At 49.7% G+C, this 17,739-nt stretch carries 16 protein-coding genes; 3 read left to right on the forward strand and 13 right to left on the reverse strand.

Going from position 1 to position 17,739, the window contains the following annotated elements; translation table 11 throughout:
* Window positions 1-12 precede the first annotated feature (12 nt).
* From ABV298_RS07450 to queG, 3 genes are all read right to left on the reverse strand, one after another.
* Window positions 13-3,108, reverse strand: a complete 3,096-nt coding sequence (locus ABV298_RS07450; protein ID WP_353721521.1) for a SusC/RagA family TonB-linked outer membrane protein — start codon at window positions 3,106-3,108, stop codon at window positions 13-15.
* 367 nt (window positions 3,109-3,475) lie between these two features.
* On the reverse strand, window positions 3,476-3,889 hold the full coding sequence (locus ABV298_RS07455; protein WP_353721522.1) for a DUF1761 domain-containing protein: 414 nt from the start codon (window positions 3,887-3,889) through the stop codon (window positions 3,476-3,478).
* A 78-nt stretch (window positions 3,890-3,967) separates the two neighbouring features.
* Window positions 3,968-4,915, reverse strand: coding sequence for a tRNA epoxyqueuosine(34) reductase QueG (queG, locus tag ABV298_RS07460; protein WP_353721523.1), 948 nt, complete (start codon window positions 4,913-4,915; stop codon window positions 3,968-3,970).
* Window positions 4,916-5,028: 113 nt separating this feature from the next.
* Here queG and ABV298_RS07465 point away from each other — a divergent pair, with 113 nt between their 5' ends.
* The 3 genes from ABV298_RS07465 (at window position 5,029) to ABV298_RS07475 (ending at window position 8,194) form a co-directional block, all read left to right on the forward strand.
* Window positions 5,029-5,679: a nucleotide exchange factor GrpE gene (locus ABV298_RS07465; RefSeq protein ID WP_353721524.1), complete on the forward strand. Its 651-nt coding sequence runs from the start codon at window positions 5,029-5,031 to the stop codon at window positions 5,677-5,679.
* A gap of 39 nt (window positions 5,680-5,718) precedes the next feature.
* Window positions 5,719-6,879: a molecular chaperone DnaJ gene (dnaJ, locus tag ABV298_RS07470; protein WP_353721525.1), complete on the forward strand. Its 1,161-nt coding sequence runs from the start codon at window positions 5,719-5,721 to the stop codon at window positions 6,877-6,879.
* A 124-nt stretch (window positions 6,880-7,003) separates the two neighbouring features.
* Complete coding sequence (locus ABV298_RS07475) at window positions 7,004-8,194, forward strand: endonuclease/exonuclease/phosphatase family protein (protein ID WP_353721526.1); 1,191 nt, start codon at window positions 7,004-7,006, stop codon at window positions 8,192-8,194.
* Between the two features lie 17 nt (window positions 8,195-8,211).
* Here the strand turns inward: ABV298_RS07475 and ABV298_RS07480 are convergent, their stop codons facing one another.
* The 10 genes from ABV298_RS07480 to ABV298_RS07525 form a co-directional block, all read right to left on the reverse strand.
* Entirely contained in the window at window positions 8,212-8,676 is a 465-nt protein-coding gene (locus ABV298_RS07480) for a hypothetical protein (protein ID WP_353721527.1), read from the reverse strand.
* A 1-nt stretch (window position 8,677) separates the two neighbouring features.
* Window positions 8,678-9,055, reverse strand: a complete 378-nt coding sequence (locus ABV298_RS07485) for a hypothetical protein (protein ID WP_353721528.1) — start codon at window positions 9,053-9,055, stop codon at window positions 8,678-8,680.
* Between the two features lie 10 nt (window positions 9,056-9,065).
* Window positions 9,066-9,368 (reverse strand): hypothetical protein, encoded by a 303-nt coding sequence (locus tag ABV298_RS07490; protein ID WP_353721529.1) that lies wholly within the window; start codon window positions 9,366-9,368, stop codon window positions 9,066-9,068.
* A 93-nt stretch (window positions 9,369-9,461) separates the two neighbouring features.
* The gene (locus tag ABV298_RS07495; RefSeq protein WP_353721530.1) at window positions 9,462-9,983 is read right to left on the reverse strand and encodes a hypothetical protein; all 522 of its coding nucleotides are present in this window, start codon (window positions 9,981-9,983) and stop codon (window positions 9,462-9,464) included.
* A 20-nt stretch (window positions 9,984-10,003) separates the two neighbouring features.
* Window positions 10,004-10,717 carry a hypothetical protein gene (locus tag ABV298_RS07500; RefSeq protein WP_353721531.1) on the reverse strand — a complete coding sequence of 238 codons (714 nt, stop codon included), beginning with the start codon at window positions 10,715-10,717 and terminating at the stop codon, window positions 10,004-10,006.
* Window positions 10,718-11,096: 379 nt separating this feature from the next.
* Window positions 11,097-14,072 (reverse strand): DUF2723 domain-containing protein, encoded by a 2,976-nt coding sequence (locus tag ABV298_RS07505; protein WP_353721532.1) that lies wholly within the window; start codon window positions 14,070-14,072, stop codon window positions 11,097-11,099.
* Window positions 14,073-14,299: 227 nt separating this feature from the next.
* Complete coding sequence (locus tag ABV298_RS07510) at window positions 14,300-15,610, reverse strand: ABC transporter permease (protein ID WP_353721533.1); 1,311 nt, start codon at window positions 15,608-15,610, stop codon at window positions 14,300-14,302.
* A gap of 37 nt (window positions 15,611-15,647) precedes the next feature.
* A complete protein-coding gene (locus ABV298_RS07515; protein WP_353721534.1) occupies window positions 15,648-16,562 on the reverse strand; it encodes an ATP-binding cassette domain-containing protein in 915 nt (304 codons plus the stop codon).
* 150 nt (window positions 16,563-16,712) lie between these two features.
* A complete protein-coding gene (locus ABV298_RS07520; RefSeq protein WP_353721535.1) occupies window positions 16,713-17,147 on the reverse strand; it encodes a hypothetical protein in 435 nt (144 codons plus the stop codon).
* A gap of 130 nt (window positions 17,148-17,277) precedes the next feature.
* Window positions 17,278-17,682, reverse strand: coding sequence for a hypothetical protein (locus ABV298_RS07525; RefSeq protein ID WP_353721536.1), 405 nt, complete (start codon window positions 17,680-17,682; stop codon window positions 17,278-17,280).
* Between the last annotated feature and the right edge of the window lie 57 nt (window positions 17,683-17,739).

Consider the following 17,739-nt stretch of genomic DNA (forward strand, 5'->3'; position numbering starts at 1 on the left):
CCGGATTTTCGATTAGAATGTAAGAGTAAGGTTTACGCCGACGGAGCGGGTAGAAGGCATCGAAAACGATTCAAGACCCACGGTAGTGTTTGCCGAGCCAGCGACCAGCTCGGGATCAAACCCTTTCGCCTTATTCATGATAAAGAACAGGTTGCGCCCCACCAGCGACAGGGATACGTTCTGGAATGCAGACTTGCCGATGACGCTTTGCGGCAAACTATACCCCAGCGTCATTTCCCGCATGCGAATGTTAGACGCACTGTAAGTAAATGCCTCGCCGATCGGCGTATTCCGGCCGCCTACAAATTTCCAGTATGCTTCGGCTGTGGTCTTAACCGTGTTCGGGCTACCGTCCTCTCGTACACCTTCTACTACCATACCTTCACGTCCGGCCAGTGTCTCCTTCGTCACACCGTCCGCATAAATTACCGCGTTGGTGAATGAGGTTACCACACCGCCGATCCTGCCGCTTACCAGGAAACTGAAATTGAAGCCTTTGTAGGAGAATCGGTTTGTAACGCCACCTGTCCATGAAGGGCGGGAAGTTCCGAGCGGCACCGTCGTTCCCGACGTTACGAGCGGAATGCCTTTACTATCCACAATAATTCTGCCTTGAGCATCCCGCTGGAAACCGCGGCTGTAAATCTGACCAAGAGCCCGGCCCTCTTCTGCCCGCATGAAATTCATAAAATCACTTGCCAATGTCAGCGTGCTAAGCCTGTCCGATAATTTGATAACCTTATTAATGTTCCTTGCATAATTCAAATCCAGGTTCCAGGTAAAATTTCCCGCTCTTACCGGAACCAGGTTCAACATCAGCTCGATGCCCCGGTTTCTGACATTACCCGCATTGATGTATTCAAAGCTCCAACCGGAGGCCGGCGACAGCGGAACCTGGAATAGCTGGTTTTTGGAGTTACTATTATATAAAGTCAGGTCGAATCCAATCCGGTTATTAAGGAATTTTGCTTCCAGACCTATTTCCTGTGCGGTAGTCATTTCCGGTTTCAGAACGGGGAATGGCTTTACATTGTCGCGGACAATATAACCGGTGTTCCCACCCGCAACGTAGGAGTAGGTTTGTGCCAGCAAATGAGGCGAGGCGTCGTTACCGGTCAGGGCATAGCTTCCCCTGATTTTGGCAAACGAAATGGCCTGAGGCAAATCGAAAAGGCTCGTCAGGACAGCGGCCACACCCACCGACGGAAAGAAATAGGACTGATTGGCCTTTGGCAACGTCGACGACCAGTCGTTCCGGGCCGAACCGGAAATGGTGAGAGCGTCACGCCAGATAAAGTCCGCAGACGCAAATACACCCTGTTTTCGGGTTTGTCTGACGTCGCGGTTAGTGACGGAGTTTCTCGCGTTCGTTGTCACAAACAGATTGTCCCGGTTCAATCCGTTATTGAGTGTCTGATGGTTTATGTAGTCTCTTTTCAGAATATTTCCACCGACAGTCGCTTCCAATCTGAAATCCCCGCCGAACTGCTTGCTGATCAATCCGAACAAATCCAGGTTCAATTCGGAGTTGTCCCGCCAATTGGTTTGATAGTCACCAAAATCGGCGATTGTATAGGTGTCGGTATACCACTTACCTTCAAATTTATCGATGTATTTATCGTATCCTGCCCGGCCCATCAGCGTAAACCAGTCGGTGATTTTATAATTCAACTGCGTAAAGCCGTAAATCCGGTCGCGGTTATCCAGCGCAAGTACCCGGTTCTTGATCCAGTACGGGTTTTGTCCGCCATTGGAACCCGGGTTCCAGTAATTTTGCCGAACCCGGCCCGTCGCCGGCACAACGTATTCGAATTGCTTGGCCTGATCGAGCGAAATGCTTCTGGGTAAGCGAAGGATATGGCGTTGCAGGTTCGCAAACGATTCTCCGGTCTGTTGACGGTTGTTGATCTTTTCGCTCAGATAAGTCACTTTGCCGTCAAAGCTCAGTTTGCTTGTGATCTGGCTCGACAAACGGAGATTGAAGTTATGACGGCTCAACTTGTTATTAGATACGATTCCCCTGGCCGTGGTATTGGTGTAGGAAAAGTAAGTCTGTATTTTTTCGGTCCCGGCAGTAAGGGAAACCGAATTTGCAAGGGAAGTTCCGGTAGAGTAGAAATCTTTATAGGAATCGGGATTCGGGGAATAGGCGTACGTCTTTCCTGCATTCGCTGGATCAGGGCCCCAGGCGGGCACCTGCTGGCCTTCCATTTTTGGCCCCCAGCTGAATTCGCTGTTAGGCTGGATTTTATTACCGTCAACCCCCTGCCCGTACACATTCTGGAAATCCTGAAGAATCATAGCGCGCTCGGCCTGGAAAGTGCTGTTAATGTTAACCCCGATCCCTTTCCGCACAGCCCCTCTCTTGGTCGTGATCAGTAACGCGCCATTTGCCGCACGGCTACCGTACAGCGCCGTTGCCGACGCTCCCCTCAATACGTTGATCGACTCGATGTCGTCGGGGTTGATACTCGAAAGACCGTCGCTTGCATCACGGCCGCCGTTGGCGTTGCCGGGACTAAAGTTGGAATTATCGATAGGTACGCCGTCCACGACGATCAACGCCTGATTGTTGCCTGTAATGGAGCGGTCGCCCCGCAATACGATCCGGCTGGAACCGCCTACACCGGAAGAAGAGCGGACGATATCGAGACCGGCCACACGGCCGGAAAGCGAATTGGCCACGTTCAATTCGCGGGCTTTCGAGAAATTATCGGTATTGATCATCTGGGTTGCATAGCTCAGCGTCTTCTGCTCCTTGCTGATACCCAGCGCCGTTACGACCACCTCGCCCAGGTTCCGGACGTCCGCGTCCATCGAAACCGTAACGTTGGTCATGTTGGCCGATACTTCCACTTCCTTGGACGTATAACCCACCGAAGAAACAATCAGCGTTCCGGCGCCGCTCATATTCAAACTGAAATTTCCTTCCGCATCCGTGTTCGTTCCCCTCGTAGTCCCTTTGATCAGGACATTGGCGCCGGGAATCCCGGCCCCGTTTTCGTCGTTCACCTTCCCGGTAACCTGCCGGTCCTGGGCATGCGACGCGTTAATCAATAGCACTACCGACAGTAATGTCAGCAGCACACACTGTAAAGCTTTGCTCATAGGAAAGTTGGGTTTATTTGGATTTTGAAGAAATTTAAATCTATAAAGCCAGATTAGCAACTTATTCGGCCTTTTTTAATTGCACTAAACTAATATTTCGTACAAACACCTTTTAAACGCATTTAAAACGCATATTTTCAGGTACGTTGAAATATTATTTGTATAATTTACATTTATTTCTCCGGGCGTTTTTTTGTTGCGTGCTCGAAACACCGGCACGCATTCGACGTTTTTGATTTTTACCGGCCGTGCCGATCAGTCGGTCAAATTGCCGGATGAAAGCGAAGTATATCGACAAAAAAAGTACTACATCGGAGCCGGTTGCCGGATGCCGAACTAGTATAAAAGCAAGATAAAGCAGGAGCGGTTACTCATATTTGCGCCAGGCGCCCAGGATCGCGCCCGTGAGTGCGTACACGATCACGCTCACACCGCCGTTGATCAGTGAAAGCGCCAGCGGACGCATCGAAAACATGTCCTTCACGATCGTTTCAAACAAAACGAAGACGATCCCGAACAACAGGCCGACAAGAAAACCGGTTATGAAGGATTTGACGGGAATTTTGGTAAAGACCCAGGCCATGGTGTAAGCCATGAAAGAGGTTGAAACAATACTGGCAAGATAAGGGACCGGGCTGTTGGCCGATTTGATTTGCTCCATGGTGAAGCCGTTCAAGGCCATCCACTGTTCTGAAAACGCGCTATACCACAAAGCTGGTATCACCTGACCTATCACCACACATACCAGTACGGCCCAAAGATTGACAGATTGTTTTCTCATTGTATTGAGTGTTTTATTCAGTCATCGAAAGGAACTCCCCGGCCCAAATATAAGAGGTTTCAGATACAATTGTGCTTTTTATTCACCGGATATGACAAATTCGATATTTCGCTTCAAACCGGCATATTTGGCCCTTTTTATGGGCGATCTTCGAAAGATTTCACGAAATATTTCTTCTGTTATCTCCTGCCAGTCGCCGTTTGAAAAGTCGGAAAGCTGCTCTGGTAAATTGAACTCCATAGTCCTGTGCGGACGCGCGAAACGGTTCCACGGACACACGTCCTGGCACACGTCGCAACCGAATATCCAATTGTTAAATTTTCCCCGTACGTCCTCCGGAATTGCGTCCTTCAACTCGATGGTGTAGTAGCTGATGCATTTGCTGCCGTCCACCACAAAAGGTTCGGTAATGGCGTCGGTCGGACAGGCATCGATGCATCTGGTGCAGGTGCCGCAGTAGTCGCCCGTGGCGCTGTCCGGCGCGAGGTCGAGATCGCAGATGATTTCCCCGATAAAGAAAAAGCTTCCCATTTCCCGGTTGAGCAGATTCGAATGCTTCCCGATCCAGCCCAAACCGCTTTTTGCCGCCCAGGCTTTGTCCATTACCGGCGCGGAATCAACGAAAATGCGGCCATTCACCTCCCCCACCTCTTCGTGAATGGCGGCCAGTAATGCACCCAGTTTCTCCTTCAATACATAATGATAATCTGTTCCATAGGCGTATTTCGAGATTTTGAGATCTTCGTCGCCTTCGGGAAGCCGTTCCTCCGGATAGTAGTTGAGCAATACCGAAATAACACTCCTGGCGCCTTCTACGAGCCTGGTAGGATCGAGACGCTTGTCGAAGTGGTTGGCCATGTAAGCCATGGCGCCGTGATGGTTGAGCGACAGCCATTTTTCGAGGCGCGGGGCTTCGCTCTCCAGAAACTCCGCCTTTGAAATACCACAGAAATCAAAGCCGTTCTCAAGGGCTTTTGCCTTGATAAACCGACTCCTCTCCTGCGCTACAATATCTGCTGCCGTCATACTGCAAAGTTACAAATTGATTATAAAATGTCATCTTGTCAGTAATTTAGCCGTGGCAAAGTAATTTTGGGGCTAAATGGCTGTTGTAAAAAGACACGTAACCGCGAAGAACCATGCCAGAAAATACAGAATTCAACATAGATCAAGACAAAAATTACGAAATGAACGAGGATAAAGCTTCATTGGAAACTGACAATCTGGTAAACGAAGAAAATTCCGAAAATTCCAACACCGTACCCCTGGACAACGCAGGAGAGGAGATTACTGGTGAGGCGCCCTCCGGTGAGGCCTCCTCGGCCGAAGCTCCAGCCATTGATCCGCTGGATGCGGCAAAAGCGGAAATCGCCGAGCTGAAAGACAAATACCTCCGCCTTTATGCAGATTTTGAAAATTTCCGCCGTCGCACCGCGAAGGAAAAACTGGAAATGATCTCCGGAGCAAGCGCCGACATGGTGAAGCTCATTCTCCCCATCGTCGACGATTTCGAACGTGCCAAGGTCTCCTTTGAATCGTCTACCGACGTCGATGCATTGAGAGAAGGCGTCGACCTTATTTATAACAAGCTCTTCAAGGCCCTCGAATCCAAAGGTCTGAAAGCCATGGAGTCGAAAGGTGCTGATTTCGATGCCGAAATTCATGAATCCATCGCACAGTTCCCTGCTCCTTCGGAGGACCTGAAAGGAAAGGTCATCGATGAGATCGAAAAAGGATATTACCTGAACGACAAGGTCATTCGCTACGCCAAAGTAATCGTGGGCGCCTGATCCTTCAACCTTCCTTAAAGGATACATCAGTAATTAAAAATGGCAAAGAAAAGAGATTATTACGAAGTCCTTGGGGTGGATCGTGGCGCCTCCGCGGATGACATCAAAAAAGCTTACCGCAAGCTCGCGATCAAATTCCACCCGGACAAGAACCCCGACGACCCTACGGCCGAGGACAAGTTCAAAGAAGCGGCGGAGGCATACAGCGTTCTGAGCGACGATAGCAAACGTCAGCGTTACGACAAGTTCGGTCACGCCGGTGTAGGCGGTGCGTCGGGAGGCGGAGCAGGCGGCTTCGGCGGCGGCTTCACGATGGACGATATTTTCTCACAGTTCGGCGATATTTTCGGGGATAGCAGCCCGTTCGGTGATATTTTCGGCCGCCAGGGCGGAAATGGCCGTCGCGTCCGCCGGGGTTCCGACCTTCGGATCAAGCTGAAACTGAACCTGGAAGAGGTCGCGAACGGCGTTGAGAAAAAAATCAAGGTAAAAAGACACGTTACCTGCAACACATGCGGTGGCAACGGGGCTAAAAACGGCACGTCGCTCACTAACTGCGGCACATGTAACGGAACCGGCCAGGTCCGCAAAGTGGTGAGCACCATGCTCGGTCAGATGGTTTCGACCAGCACCTGCCCTACCTGCAACGGCGACGGTAAAATCATCAGCGAACGTTGTGAATCCTGCGCGGGTGAAGGCCGGTTGTTGCAAGACGACCTGATCACGCTCAATATTCCCGGTGGTGTGGCCGAAGGAATGCAACTCTCGATGTCGGGCAAAGGGAATGTTCCAGCGCGCGGGGGCGTAGCAGGCGACCTGCTGATCGTCATAGAAGAAGAAGAGGATCCATTACTGAAAAGGGACGGCAACAATGTGGTGTTCGACATGCATTTGAGCTTTATCGATGCGGCACTCGGTACTTCGGTTGAAATACCGACCATCGACGGCAAGGCGCGCATCAATATCGAGTCGGGCACGCAGGCCGGTAAAATTCTGCGCCTTAAAGGTAAGGGTATCAAGGACCTGAACGGTTACGGGAAGGGCGACCAGCTGGTGCACATCAACGTGTGGACGCCGCAGCAACTGACTGCCGACGAGCGCTCAACGCTTGAATCGCTCCGTCATTCGCCGAACTTCCAGCCCAAGCCGGGCAAGAACGAGAAAGGATTTTTCGATAAAATGAAAGATTTCTTCCATTGATCATGCCTGTTCAATAAATATTCCAAAAGAGCTGCTTCGTAACCGGAGCGGCTCTTTTTTGCTTGACACCAATAGCGGTTTTCGCAATTCTTCATCAATCGTTTACAACCAAAACAAAAACGCAATGAAATCACTGTTGCTTTCCGGCGCATTGCTTTGCCATGGGCTCGCCAATTCCGGGCTGCTGATGGCCCAGCCCACTCCTGCTATGGTCACATTCGCCACTTACAACGTGAGTATGGAGGCCGAAAACTACTTCCCGCGCGGCACTCCGGGCAATTCTGAAAAGGTATTGATCAAAGAACTTGCTTCCGGCTCGAACCAGCAGATCAAAAACATCGCACAGATCATTAAAACCGTCCGCCCGGACGTGATTTTGCTCAATGAGTTCGATTATGTCAAAAACCCTGCGGAAGGCGTGGGGCAGTTTATTAAGGGGTATTTAAAAGAAGATTCCGATGGTGTGAAAGGCGTCGATTACCCTTACTACTATTATTCGACCGTTAACACCGGCCAGCCGACCCCTTATGACCTCGACAGAAACGGTAAGGCTGAGCAATTCGGCGCAGATGCGTGGGGTTTCGGAAATTATCCGGGGCAATATGGAATGGTACTTTTGTCGAGATTTCCGATAGATACGGAAACAGTCCGTACATTCCAGCATTTTAAATGGAAGGACATGCCCAATGCATTAAAAACCACCGCGGAGGACGGCTCCGACTGGTACGTACCCGAAGCCTGGGCACAATTTCCACTGTCGTCCAAATCACATTGGGATATTCCGGTAAAAATCGGCAGCAAAACTGTCCACGTGCTCGCAAGCCACCCTACCCCTCCTTCGTTCGACGGCAAGGAAGACCGCAACGGCAAGCGTAACCATGACGAAATCCGCTTCTGGAACGACTACATCACCCCGGGCGAGGGCGGTTACATTTATGATGACAAGGGCAAAAAAGGCGGCCTCGCCGCAAATACGTCATTCGTGATACTGGGTGATCAAAACGCTTCTCCCGACGAAGGCAACGCCATCGCAGACGGCATCCGCCAGCTGATTGCTAACCCTGCCGTCAACGGCAGCACTGCTCCCACCAGCAAAGGCGGCGCCGAGCATTCACCAGCGAATGCATTTGCCAAAAACCACACCGCATTCTGGCGTATGCGTGCGGATTACGTACTACCCTCGCGCAAAGGCTTCCAAATCCTCGACAGCGGCGTTTTCTGGCCTGCAAAAGGTGAGCCGATGGCAGAGCTTGTGGAGAAACGTGAGTCGAGTTCGGACCATCGGTTGGTTTGGGTGAGGTTGAAGGTCGAGTAATGAATGCAGCGCTTACCTCAACACACAGTTAAGAGCATATTAATACACAAGTGGCCGGAGTAACCCGGGCCGCTTGTGTTGCTTAAAAGACCTTCGTAACGATTCTCAAATGCCCCTTTTTTGGCCGTCCCCGGAATATAGTCAATGCGCACTTTCCTATCGTAGAAGTCCCAACGACCTGATGAATCAATGCGGCCCGCTTGAAGGTCAAAAGTCCACACACGGTGTATCATATCCGGATAGTAAATCTCCACCCTGGCCGTACCGTCCAGATACCCGCTGATGGACGCTTCTACGACGTCGGCATGGGAGGCTCGGGAAGAATCTTCAAACAAGTACATTTGAGAAGGATCGGCAATTTCGAATACGCCGTCGTTTTCCATCCAATAAGGCCACATCAACAGGAAAAATGCCAATCCAATGAAGAACAAGACAATTACCTTGACCAGGTTATGGATATTAAATACATTTTGCCATTTCATTTTAATAGATTGAGGTCTTGATCGTGAGATTTCCCTTTTTTGCTTCGCCGGGGAAGTATTTAATAGCGATTTTCCTGTACCAGTAATGGTCTTGCCGGGAATTTACATTCACCTTACCCTTCGGCAAATGAATGCTGTCGTTAAGTCCTCCGATCAAATAACTCTGAACTACTACCACGGCAGGTGCGTCAAGTGTTCCGGTCACGGTGGTTGCGACGCAACAGCTGGGATGAAAAGAGGCTGAGTCCGTGAAGTAATGCTTTTGGGATACATCCGTTATGTGAAACTCGCCCTTTTCAAATGAGCAACCTGCTATTCCGATGAACAGCAGGCTGATAAATAATCCGCAACCCACATACCTCTTATTTTCCGTCTTCATTTGCACCATTTCAAAAAATCAACGTCTTGATTTTCAAGCTACCTTTCTTCGCATCACCAGGATAATATTTGATAGCAATTTTTCTATACCCATATAAATCTCCATGCGAGTTTTCGATGTTCACCTTACCCTTCGGCAAATGCAGGCTATCGATAAACCCTCCGATTAAATAACCCTCAACGATTATCAAGGCGGGTGCATCCAGCATACCGGTCACGGAAGTGGAAACGCAACAGTCGGGATGGAACGAAGCAGAATCGGTAAATGTGTGCTTTTTCGACACGTCCGTGATGTAAAATTCCCCGTTTTCCATTGAGCATGCTGTGGCAATTCCCATGAACAGCAGGCTTGTCAATTGCCTACTGTTCACATATTTTTTGCAACTTTTAAATAATTTCATCTCCACTCAGTGACATCGATTCGCTCCGTTTGTCCAAAAAAAAGTTTGGGGTGTTCCAGGGCTTACATTCTCAGGACTTAACCTCTTCCCTTGCCCAACAGCAATTTTTTTCAAAACAGTATCAGCTATTAGGCCTAGTTTTAGGCCAGGGACATGGACAGGCATCGCGGCTAACGAAGCGCTAACGCTCTTGTATGTTTTAATACCTAAATCATTATTGAATAAATCCATTTCCTGCTGGTTCGGCGGCGATTCCAGTTCATGATTATTGGTGATTTGAAGTGCAGTTGAAACCCCAAATTCCATACACAAGATCGCCGACCATACCGCATGCTTGAACGCATTCCAGTTACCGTCATCGGAAAGATTGCAGTAAAACCACTCCGCGAACGACATCGCGGCAGCCGTCGCTGAGGCTGCCTGTGGAATCATCCACATTCTATTTAAAAAATAATCTTTTTCTGTGTCGTTTATCTGACCCCAAAAACTGGATATATAAGGTAGTTGCATTAATTCATTGAAGAGCACACTACTCCCGCTATTGAGTGCTACTTCAAATGAGCTTGACCAAACGGTCCCGTTCCACTAGATCCCGCACTAATATACACCATCTCACAAGTAGTCTCCTGATAAACCCAGCCCGAACAGCCGTAGCCATCCACACACCCCTGATGGTACCAATCCGTGCAGACTTCCACCATGTCGGACGTCCTACCGCCTTTGTTTGGGCCGAATGTGGCTACCTGCTTTCCTGCTTCGTAAATCAACCCATTCACTAGCTTGCCATTCATGTCGAAAAAGTAAACTTTGCCTTCAAAATTCGAGGGATCGACCTGGCCGTTCTTTACGCTCGGTTCATAGTCCGCGTCGAATACCGTTCGCATTTCCATGGCCTCGATCTTGCCACGAACTTTACGTACAATAAGACTTCGCTGAATCCTTCCAGCCACATTTTCTTCATCAGGCTTCCGCTTGTCCTTTCGCCCGTCTTTAATACGGCAGCCAAGGAAATTACCTGAAAGTACCGGCGCTACGACGATTTCATCATCGGCGGTCACTTTCCGCTGTGTGGCAGCACCCCAGATGACCCGGTCGTCGGCCTGACCAAAACTTCGGGCTGATTTGCGAAAATCGGAATACCATTTCTGAGCTTGCTCTACGGTAAAGTCGTTGCCGGGGAGCACGCTCGTCTTTTCATCTGTGTCCTTACATCCAAACACAAAGGCAAAAGCCATCACCAGCACCGTGCGCCGATAATGCAATTCTTCATAAATTTGAAAGGTTTAAATGGAATAAATTGATTTGAACCGCAACCCCGCCTGTCAGGTACCAAGCTTACGGCGGGGTTTTGATTTGTGAATGTTGGGATTCACGGAGATAGATGCAAGCACCATCCAGTCCGGCAGCGCCGACTGTCAACGAATTAAGCTATAAAAGAGATTATCCAACGGCAAGCAGCAAGATAATTAACTGAATTATAGCACATTAAAAACAACCACCGGCAAGTAACTTATCTTGTCACTTGATAATTACTTGCTGTGCAGCATGTAGAAGAAGTTAATGAGCACCAAAAGAAGCATAAAAGAAAAGGCGGCATCCACTTTCGCGAATGCCGCCCCTCTCGTTTCAAATATTTAAATACTACTGCCCCCCACCATACATATTAAACGCAGCCAGATGCTTCTGGAAGATCGCCTCGTATTTCTTTGCAGCGGCCTCCTGCTTCGCATCCCGGCATTCCTGGACGATTACTTGAAGGATGTATAGATAAACATTGCTGTCGCGGCGACGGGTCGTGCTGTTGTCTTTGGCCCAGGTTAGTACCTCGTCGGCGCGGGTGGCCATTGTTTCGGCAATTTCGAGGGCCTTTTTGGTCTCGCCCAGATCGAACAGCGGGCCGATGAAGTTGGCGGAGAACTGGTCGTACGGAATGCTCTTGTCCGGCATGGTCGTCAGCGAGCGTTCGATGGCTTTTTTGGCCTCTTCCTTACGGCCGTCGGCGATGAGTTGGCCAGCGAGGCGCAGGAATGCGATACGTGCCGTCGCCACCGGTGAGCCGAGATAAGTATTATCGTAATAAGTGTTCGGGTTGTCGAGCTCGCGCCAGAACATTTTGTTCATCATATTATTGTACATCACGTCGGCATTCACGTAACCATCGCTCGCACCGGGTACTTTTACAGGCAACAGGCGGTAAGCATAACCTTCGAGCTGCATGTATTCTTTCAGGTTCAGGTAACTCGATCCGCCAAGCGTCGACGAGAAGTAAATAGGACGTTTCCAGTCGTTGGACGCGATGATATCCAGCATGATCAGGTCTGATTTGTACAAATCGCCTTTACCGATGGTCCAGCTGATGGAATCGCTCACGAATGGAAGAAGGTCATTTTTGATAATACCCATTTTCTTCACAGCCTCCGCATCCACAGGCAGGAACAGCACCGACGAAGGCAGAATGGACGTCATGTCGCCGCTGGTCAACGGCACTTGAATGGCCTTGTTTTCCTGCTTCACCAAGCCGAGATATTCTTTCAGGTTAATACCCGATTTCACGCTTGGGATTTCATAAAAAGGCACGATGTCGTTCTTCCCGAATGCATAGTTGTTCTTGTCGAGCGAGATCGGCAGCGCCTCCGATTTGTAGGTGCGGCGTTTCATCTGGTCGATGTACCAGTCGGTACCGAGGAGGCTCAGGTTACACACACGCACGTCCGTACGGAAGCCTTCCACTTCCTGCACGTACCACAACGGGAATGTATCGTTATCCCCGCCTGTGAAGAGAATCGCATTCGGAGCGCAGGAGTTTAGCAGGTTTTTGGCAAAATCAACCGAATGATAACGGTGGTCGCGGTTGTGGTTGTCCCAACCTTTGGCGCCCATAATAACCGGCACCACCAAACCGAGCGCCGTAGCAACCCCCGCGCGGGCGGTACCGGCTTTCACAAACTTCCCTATCGCATCCGCGATGGCAATAACACCGTAACCGATCCAGATACAGAAAATATAGAACGAACCGACATAAATATAGTCACGTTCGCGAGGTTCAGTGGGTGGCGAGTTCAGGTAAACTACCAGTGCCACGCCCGTCAGGATGAACAACAAAGCCAAAACCAGCAGGTCGCGCTTCTGGCGGAAATAGCAAATGACGATACCGAACAATCCGAGCAGGAATGGCAGCATGTAATAATTGTCATGCGCTTTATTCTTCGCGATGGGCTCGGGGTATTTTGTAGAAACATCCCAGGGAGTCATATTGCCCGCACCTTCTTCATCACTTTCCCGTCCGACGAAGTTCCACAGAAAATACCGCCAGTACATATGCCCGATCTGATAGGAGAACATGAAAGAAAGGTTGTGCGCCATGGTCGGTTTTTGACCTTCCGCCAGGCCGGTCATTTGCATATACAACTGTGGGTGACCCGGCTGAGTGCTGTACATACGAGGCAGCAGCATATTGGCACCCGGCTCATATTCATACTCCGGACGGTAGTCGTAAATCACATATTTCCCATCCTGCTTGCGGTACATCGGCGCACCGCGTTTCTGGCTTACCGGACGTGAAACAAAAGACGGCCCGTAAAGCAATGGACGGCTGCCATATTGCTCCCGTTTCAGATAGGAAACGAAGCTCAGGACGTCGTTAGGGTTGTTTTCGTTAATGGGCGGGTTGTACTCGGCGCGTACCAACACCATCAGGTAGCTGGCATATCCGATCAACACAAAGGCAAGCGAAAGCAAGCTCGTATTGAGCAGCACATTGCCTTTCTTCTGGGAAAAACGGATTCCCCAGATCAGCGTGCCGATGAACAATATTATGAAAAAGATCACCCCGGATTTGTAGGGCAATCCCAAAGTATTGACAAAGAATATCTCAAATTTCCCTGCGACGCTAGGCAGTCCCGGTATGATACCCGAGTTGATGATTCCCAGTACCACCAATCCACCTACAAACGCAAAAATGCCTCCCAATACACTTGTTTTCTGGTATTTCTTAAAATAGTAGACCAATGCAAGCGCCGGAATCGTAACCAGGTTCAGCAAGTGGACGCCGATGGAAAGCCCTACGAGATAGGCGATCAGAATCAACCAGCGGTTTTCGGCAGCAGGGTCCTGGATCCGCTCCCATTTGAATACCGCCCAGATTACAATGGCGGTAAAGAAAGATGACAAACCATAAACCTCTGCCTCCACTGCGGAAAACCAAAACGAATCCGACCAGGTATAGGCAAGCGAACCAACGATACCGGCTCCCATTACCAAGAGGGTATCAGCCTGAGTCAGCTCTTCATCGCTTTTCGCAACCAGCTTACGGACCAGCAAGGTAATGGTCCAGAAAAGGAACAGGATCGTAAACGCGCTGCTGAGCACCGAAACCATGTTGACCCAATAAGCTACTTTCAGCAAATCGCCCAAAGCAAAAAGGGAGAAAATACGGCCAATCAACAGGAAGAACGGCGCGCCCGGCGGGTGCGGCACCTGTAATTTGAATGCACAGGCTATAAATTCCCCACAATCCCAGAAACTGGCAGTACGCTCGACTGTGAGGGCATATGTGATGAATGCAATAGCAAAGACTATCCAACCCGTAAGGTTGTTGGTACGGTTGAAACGGGTCATCTGAAAGACGGTAAATTTGAAAAAGTTATATGCACGATGCGCAAAGATGGCGACTCTTTTTGAGCAGTTCTATCATTGATCGGCCAAAAATAGCAAAATTACCACAACGGCAACGGATTGGGAATCTTAAAAAACGTTAAAGGCAGTCGGCAGTCGGCGGTCGGACTTCGGGTGATGAAGTCCACTTCAAAAACAACAGGCCGACGGCCGAAAGCCGACAGCCGAAGTCACTTATAAAATATCCATTTCGCCAGTTCCCTGTAACTGACCTTCTTCCCGTACATGAGAATCCCGACACGGTAGATACGGGCGGCGATCCAGGTGGTGCCTATAAAGCCCAATATGAGCAGTACCATCGACAATGCCAGCTCCCAGGCCGGTACGCCGAATGGAATCCGCACCATCATGATAATCGGCGATGTAAAGGGAATGATGGAAGTCCAGAACGCGAGCGTGCCATCCGGGTCGCGGAGGACGAACTGGGCAAAAACAAACGAAAATATGATGGGCAACGTAATAGGCAGCATAAACTGCTGCGTGTCCGCGTCGTTATCCACCGCCGCTCCCACCGCACCGAACAATGCGCTGTAAAGCAAATAACCGCCCAGGTAATAGAACAGAAAGCAACCGATAATCAAAGGAATATTCAGGCTCGCCACCGCGCCGAGCACTTCCGTTACCGGGTTGTCGACATTCCCGGACATTCCCTGGTTGGGCATTTGCGCTTTTTTCATTTCCTGCGCCACCTGTGCCGATTCGGCATTGCCGCTCAGCACGGCCGAAGTTGCGCTGGTTAACGCCGTGGTAAGCAAAATCCAGAGAACGAACTGCGTCAGGCCAACCAACGCCACGCCGATAATTTTGCCGAGCATCAGCTGAAACGGCTTCACCGACGAAATGATCACCTCCACGATCCGGCTTGTCTTTTCTTCGGTAATCCCGCGCATTACCTGCGTGCCGTAGATGAACACCGACATATAAATGAGGAATGCACAAACGCCGCCGATTACCGTCGCCGCGCCCGAACTGCTGGTTTTCTCGCCTTCCTCGCTCAGGCTGATGGTTTCGGAACGGACATTTACCCTCGAATCTTCCAGTATTTTGTGCGTAATGCCCGCCTCCGCGAGTTTGATTTCCTCGATCTCCTTTTCAATCACTTTCTCGATCTCGGATTTGAGGTCCATACTGACATTCTTGGCTGCATAAATACGAACGCTCCGGGGCGCTTTGATCACATTCGCCGGAATGTAAACCAGCGCATTGGCGTCGCCCCTCGGAAACGCCGCTTTGGCCGAGTCGAGACTTTGATTGGTAAATTCAAATTTCAGCACTTCGGAGTCTTTGAATTCATTCCTGAATAACCCGCTTTCATCGAGTACCAACACGGTTTTCGTATCCACAGAGCCCAGCGCCACCCAAAACACCGTCGCATAGAAACCCACGAAAAGCAGCGGTCCCAACAGGGTCATAATGAGGAACGATTTCTTTTTGACCCTCACCAGGTATTCTCTTTTTATAACCAGAAATATGTTTCGCATGTTTTTCAGATTAACAACCGTGAATGAAATGTGCCCGTTAGGCTTCGGGGACTTCGTTGACAGCCTTCATAAAGATATCGCTCATGCTCGGGATATTTTCCCCGAAAGCGCGGATCTCGATTCTGGATAACAGATTAAGCAGCAACGCATTGGCGGTAGCATCTTCGTCGAGATGGATATTCGCCCGCAGATAGCCGTCTTCCAGCACCTTCTGGTCGAGCACCCGGTAAACAGGGTCCAGTTCGTCGAGGCTCCCTTTATATTCCACAAAATACGTGTGTGTCTTGAATTGCTCCTTAATCTGCCGTTTGGGCCCGTCGAGCACCTTACGCGATTTATGGATCAATGCAATGTGGTCACAGAGCTCCTCAACGGTCTCCATCCGGTGCGTCGAAAAAATAATGGTGCTCCCCTTCTGTTTCAGTTCGAGGATTTCATCGCGGATCAGGTTGGCATTAATAGGGTCGAAACCGGAGAACGGCTCGTCGAGAATGATGAGGTCGGGTTCGTGCAAAACGGTGGAGACAAACTGCACTTTTTGCTGCATTCCCTTTGATAGGTCGCCGATCGTCTTGTCCCACCAGGTTTTGATGTCGAATTTGATGAACCAAGCTTTGAGCTTTTCCATCGCCTCCTTCTGCGACAGCCCTTTCAGCTGAGCCAGATAGAGCAACTGCTCTCCCACTTTCATTTTTTTATAAAGCCCGCGTTCCTCCGGCAGATAGCCGATCCTGGAAATATGACCGGGATTGAGCGGGGCACCGTCGAACAAAACTTCGCCACTGTCCGGGCCGGTGATCTGATTGATAATGCGGATCAGCGACGTTTTTCCGGCGCCATTAGGCCCCAGCAAGCCAAAAATACAGCCTTTGGGAATGGAAATACTGACATTGTCCAGGGCCGTATGATTGGAATATTCCTTCGTGACATTCCTTACCTCTATGATATTCATAAATCTCGAAACGGTGTAAACGCAAATATGCAAAGTAATTGCCCGCTCCTGACAACCGCTTATACAAGCAGCATATCCGGATGATCAATGGCAAAAATAAAAAGCGGACGGAACAATGCGCCCGTCCGACGCCTGGTTACGTCCGGACCGCTAAAAGTATTTTTCGCGTATCTGGAACAATACCCAGAAACCCAGGAGGCCGGCAACAAGAAAAACGAATACGTTCAGTTCGAAAAGACTGCTGCCAAGGCCGAAAAGCAATGCATAATAAATGAGTTTCCAGCCGGATTTCTTTCTCGATCTCAAAGGAGTGAAAGCCAGAAACGACATAACCAACGCCACCAGGCCGAGGAAAACGCTGACATAAAAATTGAACCCCATTCCGATCGACACCGCACCGAAACCGGCACTTGCGCCCATAATGCCGATCGCCGCGAGCAACACTACTACAATCGTAACGCAGGCGGCCAGCAACACATAAGGGCCATAACGGACAAAGAGCTCTTTGGTGGAGTCGGGAAGAGCGGGGAATTTTTGGATAAAAATAGGTTCGAGTTTCTTTTCAAAAGGTAAATTTGAAGCCATACCAAGGTTATATATTGAATTTCAATTGATTACACTCTACAACCAAAATCCAAAAACCTTCTGCCCCGAGCTACTTACCGTCCCCAGTTTTCAGTAATCGGTCAAAGTAATTCTCACCGGCGTTGCGCGGTCAGTCTTCCGGGTAAGGTACAAACACAAAGCCTGAAAATTCGCCTATCAACGCGAAAAGGCAACAATATTCGTCCGGGTTCTTGTAATTCTCCGTAAAAAGCAGCACCGACTCCTGGCCGATCAACTTGCGGTCTACAAATTCCTGCATATAGGAGGCCTTGTAAACATAGCGGTTGGTAAGCTCTCCCGAGTCGATCAGCAGCAGGCCCAGTTCGATTTCACTGTTTGAAACCGGAAAAATCGGATAATCCGAGAAGCCACGCTTGCGGATCTGATAAGAGGCTTCTTTGAGCTGGTCGGCTACTTTAACAAAATCCTGTGATATATTTCCCATCAACTTCTGATTCAAATCCGGAGAATTTGCATCGTCCATCAGGGCGTTTTCATTGCTGTTGTTGATCATTTTATTTTATGCTATATGCTTTAAGCTTTAGGCTTTAAGCTCTAAGCCCTTTCCCGG

Source organism: Dyadobacter sp. 676, from assembly GCF_040448675.1.
Classification (GTDB): Bacteria; Bacteroidota; Bacteroidia; order Cytophagales; family Spirosomataceae; genus Dyadobacter.

Excerpts from the sequence above, each read along its gene's own strand:
- ABV298_RS07510 (WP_353721533.1), bottom strand. The coding sequence starts at position 15,610 with ATGCGAAACATATTTCTGGTTATAAAAAGAGAATACCTGGTGAGGGTC.
- ABV298_RS07465 (WP_353721524.1), top strand. The coding sequence starts at position 5,029 with ATGCCAGAAAATACAGAATTCAACATAGATCAAGACAAAAATTACGAA.
- ABV298_RS07450 (WP_353721521.1), bottom strand. The coding sequence starts at position 3,108 with ATGAGCAAAGCTTTACAGTGTGTGCTGCTGACATTACTGTCGGTAGTG.
- ABV298_RS07515 (WP_353721534.1), bottom strand. The coding sequence starts at position 16,562 with ATGAATATCATAGAGGTAAGGAATGTCACGAAGGAATATTCCAATCAT.
- ABV298_RS07480 (WP_353721527.1), bottom strand. The coding sequence starts at position 8,676 with ATGAAATGGCAAAATGTATTTAATATCCATAACCTGGTCAAGGTAATT.
- ABV298_RS07455 (WP_353721522.1), bottom strand. The coding sequence starts at position 3,889 with ATGAGAAAACAATCTGTCAATCTTTGGGCCGTACTGGTATGTGTGGTG.
- ABV298_RS07525 (WP_353721536.1), bottom strand. The coding sequence starts at position 17,682 with ATGATCAACAACAGCAATGAAAACGCCCTGATGGACGATGCAAATTCT.
- ABV298_RS07520 (WP_353721535.1), bottom strand. The coding sequence starts at position 17,147 with ATGGCTTCAAATTTACCTTTTGAAAAGAAACTCGAACCTATTTTTATC.
- ABV298_RS07490 (WP_353721529.1), bottom strand. The coding sequence starts at position 9,368 with ATGGAAAACGGGGAATTTTACATCACGGACGTGTCGAAAAAGCACACA.
- ABV298_RS07485 (WP_353721528.1), bottom strand. The coding sequence starts at position 9,055 with ATGAAGACGGAAAATAAGAGGTATGTGGGTTGCGGATTATTTATCAGC.
- dnaJ (WP_353721525.1), top strand. The coding sequence starts at position 5,719 with ATGGCAAAGAAAAGAGATTATTACGAAGTCCTTGGGGTGGATCGTGGC.
- ABV298_RS07505 (WP_353721532.1), bottom strand. The coding sequence starts at position 14,072 with ATGACCCGTTTCAACCGTACCAACAACCTTACGGGTTGGATAGTCTTT.
- queG (WP_353721523.1), bottom strand. The coding sequence starts at position 4,915 with ATGACGGCAGCAGATATTGTAGCGCAGGAGAGGAGTCGGTTTATCAAG.
- ABV298_RS07475 (WP_353721526.1), top strand. The coding sequence starts at position 7,004 with ATGAAATCACTGTTGCTTTCCGGCGCATTGCTTTGCCATGGGCTCGCC.